Origin of the sequence: Ramlibacter agri, assembly GCF_012927085.1 — a bacterium.
GTDB lineage: Bacteria > Pseudomonadota > Gammaproteobacteria > Burkholderiales > Burkholderiaceae_C > Ramlibacter > Ramlibacter agri.
The window spans coordinates 724,122-736,129 of sequence record NZ_JABBFX010000003.1; the positions used below are offsets into that span (position 1 = coordinate 724,122).

The 12,008-nt window shown below is 70.9% G+C and carries 10 protein-coding genes and 1 pseudogene; 5 read left to right on the forward strand and 6 right to left on the reverse strand.

Annotation, left to right across the window (positions count from 1 at the left end; genetic code table 11):
- Nucleotides 1-4 precede the first annotated feature (4 nt).
- The 4 genes and pseudogenes from HHL11_RS27990 to HHL11_RS28005 form a co-directional block, all read left to right on the forward strand.
- On the forward strand, nt 5-2,281 hold the full coding sequence (locus HHL11_RS27990) for a xanthine dehydrogenase family protein molybdopterin-binding subunit (protein WP_169421889.1): 2,277 nt from the start codon (nt 5-7) through the stop codon (nt 2,279-2,281).
- Nucleotides 2,274-3,143 (forward strand): FAD binding domain-containing protein, encoded by an 870-nt coding sequence (locus HHL11_RS27995; RefSeq protein ID WP_169421890.1) that lies wholly within the window; start codon nt 2,274-2,276, stop codon nt 3,141-3,143. The genes HHL11_RS27990 and HHL11_RS27995 overlap by 8 nt, the downstream gene beginning before the upstream one ends.
- Nucleotides 3,140-3,616 (forward strand): (2Fe-2S)-binding protein, encoded by a 477-nt coding sequence (locus tag HHL11_RS28000; protein ID WP_169421891.1) that lies wholly within the window; start codon nt 3,140-3,142, stop codon nt 3,614-3,616. Before HHL11_RS27995 ends, HHL11_RS28000 begins: the two co-directional genes overlap by 4 nt.
- Nucleotides 3,606-4,133: pseudogene (locus tag HHL11_RS28005) on the forward strand (SRPBCC family protein); the annotation flags it as partial. The gene HHL11_RS28000 and the pseudogene HHL11_RS28005, both read left to right, overlap by 11 nt.
- A 217-nt stretch (nt 4,134-4,350) precedes the next feature.
- Here HHL11_RS28005 and HHL11_RS28010 read toward each other — a convergent pair.
- Both HHL11_RS28010 and HHL11_RS28015 read right to left on the reverse strand, forming a co-directional pair.
- Nucleotides 4,351-4,623 (reverse strand): YkvA family protein, encoded by a 273-nt coding sequence (locus tag HHL11_RS28010; protein ID WP_169421893.1) that lies wholly within the window; start codon nt 4,621-4,623, stop codon nt 4,351-4,353.
- A 93-nt stretch (nt 4,624-4,716) separates the two neighbouring features.
- On the reverse strand, nt 4,717-6,867 hold the full coding sequence (locus HHL11_RS28015) for an FUSC family protein (protein ID WP_169421894.1): 2,151 nt from the start codon (nt 6,865-6,867) through the stop codon (nt 4,717-4,719).
- Nucleotides 6,868-6,966: 99 nt separating this feature from the next.
- Here HHL11_RS28015 and HHL11_RS28020 point away from each other — a divergent pair, with 99 nt between their 5' ends.
- Nucleotides 6,967-7,476: a hypothetical protein gene (locus tag HHL11_RS28020; RefSeq protein ID WP_169421895.1), complete on the forward strand. Its 510-nt coding sequence runs from the start codon at nt 6,967-6,969 to the stop codon at nt 7,474-7,476.
- A 47-nt stretch (nt 7,477-7,523) separates the two neighbouring features.
- On the opposite strand, the gene HHL11_RS28025 is transcribed toward HHL11_RS28020, so the two are convergent.
- From HHL11_RS28025 to HHL11_RS28040, 4 genes are read right to left on the reverse strand one after another with little or no spacing between them, the layout of a single operon-like run.
- On the reverse strand, nt 7,524-8,126 hold the full coding sequence (locus HHL11_RS28025) for a DUF2894 domain-containing protein (RefSeq protein ID WP_169421896.1): 603 nt from the start codon (nt 8,124-8,126) through the stop codon (nt 7,524-7,526).
- A complete protein-coding gene (locus HHL11_RS28030; protein WP_169421897.1) occupies nt 8,123-8,770 on the reverse strand; it encodes an OmpA family protein in 648 nt (215 codons plus the stop codon). Before HHL11_RS28030 ends, HHL11_RS28025 begins: the two co-directional genes overlap by 4 nt.
- Complete coding sequence (locus HHL11_RS28035) at nt 8,770-11,097, reverse strand: hypothetical protein (protein WP_169421898.1); 2,328 nt, start codon at nt 11,095-11,097, stop codon at nt 8,770-8,772. Before HHL11_RS28035 ends, HHL11_RS28030 begins: the two co-directional genes overlap by 1 nt.
- Complete coding sequence (locus tag HHL11_RS28040) at nt 11,094-11,732, reverse strand: DUF3348 family protein (RefSeq protein ID WP_169421899.1); 639 nt, start codon at nt 11,730-11,732, stop codon at nt 11,094-11,096. Before HHL11_RS28040 ends, HHL11_RS28035 begins: the two co-directional genes overlap by 4 nt.
- Between the last annotated feature and the right edge of the window lie 276 nt (nt 11,733-12,008).

Sequence of the window (12,008 nt, forward strand, 5' to 3'; positions counted from 1 at the left end):
CGTCATGAGCACGTCCACGCTGGGCACGTCGGTGCCCCAGGTCACGGCCCGCGCCAAGGTGCTCGGGCGGGCCCAGTATGCCGGCGACATCCAGATCCCCGGCATGCTGCACGGCAAGGTGCTGCGCAGCCCGTACCCGCATGCGCGCATCGTCAGCATCGACACCAGCGCGGCGCTGGCGCTGCCCGGTGTGAAGGCGGTACTCACCGGCGCCGACGGCCCCCGCGTCTGCTGGGGCACGCACCACAAGGAGCGCCGCATCCTGGCCGAAGGCGTGGTGCGCTTCGCCGGCGAGGAGGTCGCTGCGGTTGCCGCGGTGACCGAGGAGATCGCGCGCGACGCGCTCGACCTGATCCAGGTGGAGTACGAGGAACTGCCCGCCCTGCTGACCACCGAGCAGGCGCTGGCTGACGGCGCGCCCGGTATCCATCCGGGCCGCGACAACGTCTCGCACGAGATCCGCTTCGCGCGCGGCGATGTCGACGCCGCCTTCGCGCAGGCGCACCTCGTGCACGAGCAGGCCTACAGCACCCATGCACAGTACCCCGGCTACATGGAGCCGATGGCGACGGTGGCGCGCATGGACCCGGATGGGCGCCTGCAGGTCTGGACTTCCACCCAGTCGGCCTTCCTGGCGCGGGCGCGCATCGCGTCCGTGCTGGAACTGCCGGTGTCGCAGGTGCGCGTGATCCAGGCCACCACCGGCGGCGGCTTCGGCGGCAAGATCATCGAGGACGCCAACAACCTCATCGCCAGCCTGCTGGCGCTGCGCACGGGGCAGCCCGTGCGGCTGGTGAACAACCGGCTGGAAGATTTCGTCGCGGCCTGCACCAGCGTGCCGGAGCGCATCACGCTCAAGCTGGGCATGGACCGCCAGGGCCGCATCGTCGCCAAGGACGTGCGCATCCTCGCCGACTGCGGCGCCTACAGCGGGCTGTCGGCGGAGGTGATGCACGTCAGCGCCATGCGCAGCGACAACATGCACCGGCTGCAGCACGTGCGCTCGCACGCCACGCTGGTCTACACGTACACGCCGCCGCACGGCGCCTTCCGCGGCTTCGGCGGCACGCAGATGCTGTTCGCATTGAACAGCCACATCGACACGATGGCGCGCAAGCTGGACCTGGACCCGCTGGAGGTGCATCGCATCAACGCCATCGAGCGCGGCGAGACTTCGGTGCACGGCTGGCAGGTCGGCAGCACGGGGCTGCAGGAATGCCTGTCGCAATGCACCGACGCGATCGGCTGGAAGGCCAAGCGCGGCAAGCCGGGCCACGGCAGCAAGCGGCGCGGCGTCGGCATCGCCGCCGCCATGCACGTGAGCGGCAACCGCACCATCGGCGACTGGGACGGTTCCACCGTCGTCGTCAAGCTCAATGAAGACGGCCGCGCCTTCGTGCATTGCGCCGAGGCCGACATGGGCCAGGGCGCGATGACCATGCTGGCGCAGCTGGTGGCGCACGAACTCACGCTGCCGCTGGAGCACGTGCACGTGGTGCAGCCGGATACCGACAGCGCGCCTTTCGCCATCGGCTCGCTGGCTTCGCGCGTGACCATCGTGGCCGGCAATGCCGCCCTCGTGGCGGCGCGGGCTGCGCGCGACAAGCTGGTGGCGCAGGCCGCGCGGCTGCTGGAAGTCGCCGAATCGGAGCTCGAACTCGCCGACGGCGCGGTGCGCGTGCGCGCCGAACCGAAGCGCAAGCGCGGCATCGCCGAACTGGCCCGCACCCACATCTGGCGCCATGGCGGCGAAGCCATCCAGGTCAGCGGCACCTGGGACGCGAAGACGACGATGTTCGACAAGCAGAACCTGATGGGCAACATCGCGCCTGCCTATTCCTTCGCGGCGCAGGCCGTCGAAGTGGAAGTGGACACCGAGACCGGCCAGGTGACGCTGGTGGACAGCTTCGTTTCCGATGACTGCGGCAAGGCCCTGAACCCGCAAGCCGTGCACGGCCAGAGCAACGGCGCGGCCGCCCAGGCCATCGGCTGGACGCTCTACGAGCACTTGCAGCTGGAAGACGGCCGCATCGCCAACGGCAACTTCGCCGACTACACCATGCCCACGCCGGACGCGTTGCCCATGCTGCGCAGCGGCATCGTCGAATCGAACGACCCCAACGGCCCTTACGGTGCCAAGGGCGCGAGCGAGACGGCCATCCTGCCCGGTCCCGCGGCCATCGCCAACGCGGTGTTCGACGCCGTGGGCGTGCGCATCACCGACCTGCCGATCACGCCCGAGAAGGTGTTGGCCGCGTTGCGGGAGAAGCACCATGCGTGATTTCGACTTCCTGCAGCCCGCCAGCGTGGCGGAAGCCAGCCGCATGCTGGCCGGCCTGGGCGACGAAGCCCGGGTGATGGCCGGCGGCACGGCCTTGCTGCTGGCGCTGCGCCAGCGCATGGTGGCGCCTTCGCACGTCATCTCGGTCGCGAAGATCGAAGCCCTGCGCGGCATCGCCTTCGACGCGAAGGACGGCCTGCGCATCGGCGCGCTGGTGAAGCACGCGGAACTGGCGCGCTCGCCGCTCGTGCAGCAGCACTATCCGGTGCTGGCCGCGATGGCGGCGCAGGTCGCCAACCCGCAGGTGCGCAACCAGGGCACCCTGGGCGGCAACCTTTGCTACGCCGACCCGGCGACGGACCCGCCCGGCTGCCTGCTGGCGCACGGGGCTTGCGTGGTGCTGGGCAGCGCGCGCGGAGAGCGGGTGTTGCCGTTGGAGGAATTCCTGGTCGACTACTACACCACGGCGCTCGAGCCCGACGAACTGGTCGTCGAAGTGCGCGTGCCGCCGCCGGCGAGCGACGCCAGCGGCGCCTACACGCGCCACCTGCGCACGGCGGCGGAACATCGGCCGCTCGCGAGCGTGGCGCTGCTGGCGCGGCGTGATGGCGCCCTGTGCCGCGAGGCGCGGCTGGTGGTCGGCGCCTCGGTCGTCGTGCCGCGGCGCCTGGAGCGCGCGGAGGAATTCCTGCGCGGCAAGACCATCACGCTGGACGTCGCTGCCGCAGCGGCGGACATCGTGGCGGAAGACATCGCAGCGATCTCGGATGCCCGCGGCACCGAAGACTATCGCCGTGCCATGGTGCGCGTCGTGGCCCGGCGCACCATCGCCAACCTGTTCGGGCTGGAGGAAACAGCATGAGCAAACACACCATCGCGCTCGTCGTGAACGGCGAGCGGCAAGAGGCGGAGGTGCCGGCCCGGCGCCTGCTCGCCGACTTCCTGCGCGACGACCTGCACCTGACCGGCACCAAGCGCGGTTGCGAGACCGGCACCTGCGGCGCCTGCTCGGTGCTGGTCGACGGCGAGGTCGTCAAGTCCTGCCTGGCGCTCGCGGTGCACGCCGACGGCTGCCAGGTGACGACGGTCGAAGGCCTGGCGCATGGCGGCGAGCTGCACCCGTTGCAGGAAAGTTTCATGCGCTGCGGCGGCCTGCAATGCGGCTACTGCACGCCCGGCTTTCTGATGGCCTCGTGCGCGCTGCTGGCCAGGAACCCCTGTCCCACCGAACACGAGGTGCGGGCGGGATTGAACGGCAACCTGTGCCGGTGCACGGGCTACAGCCAGATCGTGGAATCGGTGCTGGACGCCGCGGAGAAGATGCATGGAAATTGAGAAGACTTTGCGGGTGGCCGCGCCACCGGAACAGGTTTGGGCGCTGCTGCTGGACCCGGACGTGATGGGCGGCTGCGTGCCGGGCATGCAGTCGATCGAGGTGATCAGCCCCACCGAGTACAAGGCCCTGATGGCGGTGAAGATCGCCTTCGTCAGCGCCAGGTTCAAGCTGAAGACGACGATCGTGGAACAGCGCGAGCCCTCCTACCTGCGCTGCGAAGGCACGGGCGAGGACAGCTCGGTGGCGAGCTCGCTCAAGCAGCAGAGCGAGATCTTCCTGGCCCCGCAGCCGGACGGCGGCAGCGAGTTGCGCCTGAAGGTGAAGGTGGACGTGCTGGGGCGCCTGGGCAACTTCGGCCTGAGCGCGATGAAGACCAAGGCCGACCGGCTGTGGGAGGAATTCGGGCAGAACCTGGTGCGCCGCGTCGAGGGCCCGGCGCCGGCGGCTGCGGCCGACGAGGCGGCCGAAGGCGAGGCGCCGGCCCAGGATGCCGGCTGGTGGCAACGCCTGCGCGGCGGCTCGCGCTAGGGATTTACTTGGGGGAAACCCACCTTGCCGTGCAGGTCAGGGGCTGGTCAGGGGTTCGGAGTGACACTGCCTTCGCGCACATAAGCCACATGGGTGAAGGCATCGCCCCAACTCACGCGGTGGACTGCGCGATCTCCTTGCACGGCCCCCTTCTTCGGGAGCCTTTCCACCGGCCGCCTTGTGCGGCCGGTTTTTTCTTGGGGGATCAGCGGCGCTGGGCGGCCGTCGCCGCCGCGATTTCGGGCGGCAGGTGCTTCAGGAGGAAGCGGATCGCCAGCGGCACCAGCACGATGTCATCGAGCTGGCCGAAGAAGGGGATGAAGTCCGGGATCAGGTCGATCGGCGAGACCACGTACAGCGCGACCAGCGCCGTGCCGAGCTTGAGCCAGCCCGGGGCCGCCGGGTGGCGCAGCGCGAACCAGAGCTGGCGGGCGTCGCCGCGCAGCAGCGTCCAGAGCAGGACCAGGCGTTTCCACATGGCTGGTGTCCCCATCGGCGGTCCCCCACGGGACCTTGCGCAATCCACATGATGCCTGCCGGGCGCATTGCAAGCGAGCGCCCCGTGCAGGATTTACGCAGTCACGGTGCGGGCACGCGTCCGCGCCGCGTCGGCCTGCAGGTCGCGCGCCAGGTCCGCCGCCAGGCGCAGCCGCCGCAGCAGGAAAGGGCTCAGGTCGTGCTCCGAGGCATCCGGCAGGTCCAGCATGGCCGGCGGGTCCTGGTGCGCGGGCAGGGTCCCGGGCGGCGGCGTGTTGCCGCCCGTCAGCGCGCCGGCGATCGTCCGCGCGGCCTGGTCCAGCGGCCCCTGCAGCTGCGCGACGTTCAGCCGGTCGCGCCGCTGCAGCAGCATGGTCTTGATGGCGGTCAGCTGCGCGAGCAGCTGGTAGCTGTGGGCCAGCATGCGCTCCAGCGCCCGCAGCGGCGGGCGCACAGCGCGCGGCTCGGACAGCGAGCGCTGGATGGCCTGCACCAGCGCCGACAGGCTGTCGTAGGCTTCGCGCCGCGCGAGCCGCCAGGCCAGCTCCGAATCGGCGCCCGGCGCTTCCTCTTGTGCGAGCGCCAGCGACAGCTGTGCGTGCTTGGCCTGCGCCGCCAGCGTGCGCGCCACCAGCGCGCCCACCTGCGTGCGCTCCCAGGACGGCAGCACGTAGCTGAAGACCCAGGCGATGGTGGCGCCGATCAGCGTGTCCAGCACCCGCTCGGCCACCTCGAACACAGCGGAGGCTCCGGGGTTCAGCAGGTGCGCCTGCACCAGCGCCAGCACCGTGGCCGCCACCGCCGTCACCACGTAGCGCTGCAAGGCAAAAGCGTGGGCGATGCCCTGGAAGACGGCCACCAGCACCACCAGCGCGGCGGCCGGCAGGCGGGCATAAAGCAGGCCGCCGGCCAGTACGCAACCGAGCAGGGTGCCGGCGACGCGGCTGTTGCGCCGCTCCAGCGTCTGCGCCAGGCTGCCGCGCAGCACCACCACGATCGTCAGCAGGATCCAGTACTCGTGCGAACCCCAGGGCAGCAGGATGCCGACCACGAGGCCGGTGGCGATGGCCAGGGCGGCGCGGATGGCGTGCCGCAGCGGCGGCGCGTCCCAGCGCCACAGGGTCAGGAAGGGGCGCCAGCTCCACTTGGTGGGGCTCACGAACAGCTGCCAGGCGGTGCGCACCACGTCCACGTCCGGCTCGCGCTCGCCGCGCGCCAGGGCAACCAGGCGCAGGACCTCGTCGTGCACGTAGCCGACCCGGCGCGACAGGGCGCCCGCCAGCACCTGCACCGGCGGCGCGTGCATGTCGGCGTCGCTGGGGCCGGGGGCGAGCGCGGTCTCCGCCGCGAGCAAGGGCCGCGCATGCGAAAAGGCCGTCGGCGTGCGGCCCAGCAGCATGGCGTCGCCCAGCTCCTCCAGGTCGCCGGCCAGCGCCTGCAGTTCCACGCCCAGCACCCGCAGCAGTTCCTGCTGCCCGGGGTCGGCCCGCACCGCGTCGAGGTCGAGCGCGCAGGCGACCAGGTGGTCGCGCATGTCCAGCAGCTGGATCAGCATGCCGGCCAGCTGCAGCCGGCGCGGGGTGGTCGGCGCTTCCAGCAGGATGTTGCGGGCGGTCTGCAGCTGGTCGGCCAGCGCGGCCTGCTGCTTCATCAGCCGGCCGACCAGCGCGGTGCGCTGCTGGGTTTCGGCCGCCATCGTGAAGTGCAGCCCCTGCGTGCGCATCAGCGTCGCGACCGTGTGCAGCGAGTCGACCACCGACAGCACGCGGTAACGCTGGTTCAGCAGCGAATTGGCCAGCGTGCCCCAGACCGTATAGATGGCCGCGCCGAGGAAGAAGGCGAAGGTCTGGTGCTCCGCCTCGCGCAGGCTGGTCCAGGGCGGGGCGGCCAGCGCGAAGATCATCGCGAACATCACCGACACAGAAATCGGCAGCCCGCGCTTGCCCCAGGCGGCGCCCAGGAAGGCCAGGAAGGTCGCGCCGACCACCAGCACGGCCAGTTCGGGCTGCGAATGGCGCAGCATGCCGGTGGCGAAGAACAGCGGCGTGCCGATCAGCACGGCCGGCAGGAAGTGGGTGAACTTGCCCTTGCGGGGCGCCGGCTGGTCCGGCGGGGCGACCACGATGGCGCCCACCGAAGCCGCCGCACCGGCTGCCGGGCCCAGCAGCAGGTGGATGAGCGTGGAGATGAGCAGCAGGCCCAGCGCGGAGACCATGCCGTTGGCCATCCACGAGCTGAGGCCCATGCGCAACGCTTTGCGGAGGTGTTCTTGGTTCAAGGCGTCGTTGTTCTCGGGGCCTGCGCGGCCGCGGCAAGCATAATCATGCCGCGCAAAGCACCCCCCATGTTGAAGAGCAACCTGTTCCTGATCGTATTCCTGGCCGGCGGCCTGTGGCTCGTCTATGCCGGTGGCATGCCCTGGTGGCTGTGGGCCGTGATGACCCTGGTCGTGGTGATCGTCCGCTACGCCTCGCTGCTGGACCCCTTCACCGAGCGGCTGACCGTCTCCGACGAGGGCGTGACCCGCGAGCACGGCTCCCGGCGCCACCAGGCGCTGAAGGAGTCGGTGCGCTGGGCCGACCTGACGCAAGTGGACGTCCTGGCCCACGAGGCCGGCCCCCGCCGCCGCTACATGCTGTTCCTGCTGTTCGGCAGCAACGAGGAAGGCGTGGCCGTGTCCGAGCCGCTGGCCGACCAGCACCAACTGCTGGCGCAGCTGCGGCAGCGGCTGCCTGGCTTCAGCGAGGAGCAGCTGGCGCAGGCCAAGGCTGCCACGGGCAAGGCGAAGTTCACGCTGTGGGCGAAGGATGCGCCGCCGGTGGCGACCGACGCCGGCGCCGGCCCCGCGGCTTAAACCCGCTTGCGGCGGCGAACATCGAGGCGCAGTGAACGCGCCCGGCGTCAGCGCCGCCGCGCGTGCGCCTTCTTCGCCGGCTTGGCCTTGGCCTTCTCGCGCGGCAAGGCTTCCCGCGCCTTCTCGATGAACTGCAGCGCCTCCACGTGCGCCACGAACTGCCGCAGGTAGTCCGGCGACAGCTCGCGCATCAGCGCCAGCGTGTTCAGCACCAGCGCGTGTGAATTGAGCGGGCCGGCGTTCGCCGGCTTGCGGGCGACCGCTTCCTCCAAGCGCTCCAGGGTGTGCTGCCGGTCCCAGGACTGGCGGAAGCGCCGCACGCTGGCCAGTTCGTCCGGCGAGGGCGTCGCCTCGCCATGGCGCGCCACCGCGGCAGCGCGGATGTGCGCGTTCAGCTGCGCGAGCGGCGTCAGGGGCGGTTCGGCCCTGCGACGCGAGACGGGCGCGGGCGGCGGCACGGCCGCGACACGCTGCGCATAGTCGGCCAGCGCGTTTTCCAGCCGGCTGCGCAGCACCGCCTGCACGGCCTCGCGCTGCTCCGGCACCCGCGCCGCCAGCGCCTCCAGGAAGCGGAAGCGCGCGGGATCGACCCGCCAGCCGCCGTTGCGGCGCCAGGCTTCGATCTGCTCCTGCGGCGCGGCGTCGCTCATTTGCTCCTGGCGGCTTCGGCTTGGGGCGAGGAGCGCGGCACCGGCGCCATTTCCACGCGCCGGTTGCGCGCGCGCCCGCCCTCGCTGGCGTTGGACGCCACCGGCTGCTCGGCGCCGAAGGCCGCGGCGAACACCTGCGACGAAGGCACGCCTTCATCGATCAGCGCGCGCGTCACGGTCAGCGCGCGCTGCGCGGACAGCTCCAGGTTGTCGCTGAAGCGGCGGTTGCTGTCGCCGATCGGGCGGTCGTCGGTGAAGCCGCTGACCATCAGCATCTCATTGCGCTCGCCCAGGTAGGCGCGCAGCGGATGCACCAGGCTTTTCAACAGCTGCCGGCCTTCGGGGCGCAACTGGTCGGAGTTGACCGGGAACAGCACGTTGCCGCTGATGCCGATGCGGCCGTTGCTGACGGTCACGCGGCCCGAGGCGAGCGGGATGGCCAGCGCCTTCTCCAGCGCGATGCGCCGCTGCTCCTCGATGCGGGCCTTCTCGGCCTCGGCCTTCAGGCTCGTGGCCAGGTCCATCTGCACCAGCAGCACGCCCATCAGCACCAGCACGAAGGCGCCGAGCAGGCCGGTCATCAGGTCGCCGAAGACGGCCCAGACCGGCGCGACGTCGGCGTCGCCTTCCTCGGCGGCCAGCATCAGGCCTCTCCCTCGACGGTCGCTGCCGTGCGCAACTGGCGCAGGTTGTCGACCAGGCCCTGCTGCGAGGCGATGCTCAGGTCGATGACCTCGCGCGCCTGCGCCACGTAGTAGGCGAGCTGTTCGTCGCTGCGGGCGGTGGAGCGTTGCAGCGAGGCTTCGATGCGTTGCAGCGTCTCGACCAGCTTGTCGTTGCCGGCCTGGAACTGTTGCACGCCGGCGCCGAAGGCTTCGCCCAGGCTGGCCAGTTCGACGGCGCCCGCGGCGAGCTGGGTCGAGGCTTCGGCGGCCTGGCCGGTCTGCGCATCCAGCGTCGCGGCGAAGCGTTCGCCGGCTTGCTCCAATACCGTGGATGCGGAGGCGAGCAGGGCGTCGATGGCGTGGCGCTGCTCGCCGGTGGCTTCCTGCACCACTTGCAGCAGGCCGGCCAGGCGCTCCAGCAGCGCGGTGCGTTCGTCCAGCGCGGCGTTGTCGCGTTCCGTCAGGCGCTGCATCTCGGTGCGCAGCTGCGTGATGACGCCGGCCGCGGCCTCCGGCACTTCGGAGGCGGTCTGCAGCAGGCGGGTGATCGGCGCTTCCAGCGCCGCGCCCAAGGTGGCGAGGTGCTGTGCGACGGCGGCTTCGAGGGTGGCGAGGCGCTGGACGGCGGCGTCGCCGCGGCGGGCTTCGTCCTCGCGCAGGTCGGCGAGCTGCTCGCGCAGCTGGCCGCTGACCTGCTCCATGCGCTCGCCATGTTCGGCCAGCCAGCGGGTTTCGCCTTCGCGGCGCGTGCGGGCCAGGGTTTCGGCTTCCTGCAGCACGGCTTCGAGGCGGGCCGTGACGGGTTGCAGCGCGGCGGTCCAGTGGCCGGACGCGGCTTCGGTGCTCGCGCCGAACTGCTGCGACAAGGCATCGACCTGCTCGCGCGCGATGGCGCCGAGACGGTCCTGCAGCTCGCGCGTGCCGGTGAGCATCTGCTCCTGGGTGGCGCGGGCGGTGTCCTGCAACTGCTGTTGCGTGTCGCGGGCGGCGGCCTGGACTTGCTCGCGGGTTTCCTTGGCGGCGGCCTGGAGTTGGGCGTGGGTCTCGCTTGCCGAGGCTTGCACCTGCGCGTTGGTTTCGTCGGCGACGGCCTGCATCCGGGCACTCGTCTCGCGCGCAGCGGCTTGCAGGTGTTCGAACGTCTCGCGCGCGAGGGAATCCTGTTGACCGAGAGTCTCGCGCGCAGCGTCTTGCAGTCGCTGGTGGGTTTCCCTGGAGACGGTTTTCAGATGTTCCTGCGATTCGCGGGAGGCCAGCTGCAACTGCTCGTTCGTTGCACGAGAGCCGGCGAGCAGTTGCTCGTTCGTCTCGCGCGCGCCGGCCGCCAGCTGTTCCTGAGTCTGGCGGGCCGCATCCTGCAGCTGCTCGTGCAACTGGCGCGACCCATCGCGAAGTTCATCGTGCAGCCGCCGCGACTCGCCGACCACCTGCGCCATCGCGCTTTCCATCACCGGCGCGATCGCTTCGCTCGCCGCCTTCGCGCTGCTCGCCAGGTTGTCCTGCAGCGAAGCGCCGACGCGATCGGCCAGGCCCGCATAGGCGCCGGTCACCTCGCGCTGCAGCGCGGAGTGGCGCTCCAGCAGCTGCGCGTCGAGTTGCTCGCCGCGCTTTTCCATGCGCGCCATCATCGCGTCCAGCGTTTCCACCAGCTGCGGCAGCACCTGCAGCGCGCGGAAGCTCTCCTGCCGCTGGTGCACCAGCGAGAATGGCCGCAGCACGCCGGCGATGTGGCCATCGAGCAGGCGCGCGACCTCCAGGCGCTCGCGCCGGGCGATGGTCGACATCAGGCCCAGCATGGCGGACGCCGCGACGCCGGCCACCGAGGTGCCGAAGGACAGGCCCAGGCCCTTGATCGGCTCGGCCAGCGCGGCGCGGATCGCCTGCAGGTCGGTAGAACCTTCCAGCGCGAACACCGCGCCCTTGAAGGTGACCACCATGCCCAGGAAGGTGCCCAGCATGCCCAGCATGACGAGCAAGCCGACGAGATAAGGCGTGAGTGCGGGGCCGGGCAGGGCGGCGCGCTCGCCTTCGATGCGCAGGCGCACGGCGTTGCGCAGGTTCGCCGGCACCTGGGCCAGCCATTCGCCCAGGTCGGCGGGCGCCGCGGCCAGCTTGTCGAGTGAGCTGCGCAGTGATTGCGTCGTCGCGCGGAAGCGCTGCAGCTCGTACGCGCCGAGCAGGTAGGCCCCGGCGATGACCGCGGTCACCAGCAGCGGGATCCAGCTGCCGCCGACGAAGCCGAGGGCGATCCAGGCCACCAGCGCCAGGCCGATGGCGAAAGCCGCCACAAAGGAAAACTTGCTCATGTTCCGGTTTCCGATTCGTTCTTGAGCGCCTCGACCAGGCCCGCGACGGGCGCGAGGCGCAGCTCCAGTTCGGCCAGCAACGCCTGGCGCCACTCGTCCGCGAAGCGATCCAGTTCGCCCGCCTGTTTCAGCTGGCGATGGCGCTGCTCCAGCAGCGCCGGCAGTGTGGGCAGCAGGGCCTGGGTGCGCATGGCCAGCACTTCCTGCAGCGTCGCGTCCAGCGCCGCCAGCTGGCGCAAGCGCAGCGAGGCGGTGCCGAGGGCCTCGCGCGCGTGTTCGCGCAGCGGGCCGATCAGCAGGTCCATCTGGCGCTGCAGATCCACGTGCCGCTCGCGCCAGGGCGCGTAGCCTGCGTCCGGCTCGGCATCTTGCAGCGGGTCCCTGGCGATCGCGCGGGCCAGCACGGCGCGGGCCTGCGCCAGGTCGTCGGCCAGCCTGGGCGGCTTGCGCGCCCCGCGGGGCGCGGCGGTGGCGGCGCGGATGGCTTGCTGCGCCTGCTGCAGGCGGATCGCGTCGAAGGCGTTCAGCCACAGGCCCAGCCGCTCGGCGAAGTCCATCCCGGGCGCCTCCGGTTCGGCGGGCGCCCAGCCGCCATAGAGGCGAACCAGCGGGGAACTGCCGAATGAGCTGCGCAAGAAGACTTTCCTTTGCACCGGGGGTGCAAGCCATGGATCCGAAGGGGGTGGGGGCGGCGGAGCGCCAGGCGCCGGCCGTTCTCAGGCCGCTACGCGCCCCGTATTAGAAACGATCTGGCAGCCCGGCCGCCGCCCCCGGCGACGAGGGGTGTGTGTATTTTTTACTTCCTGAAGCAAATCAGCAGCCCATCACCTCGGGAATATCCCGAGTGTGACCGCCCATTTAGTTCATTACCTTAACTAATTGGGCGCCAAGGCTGGCGCTTCGAAGGACTT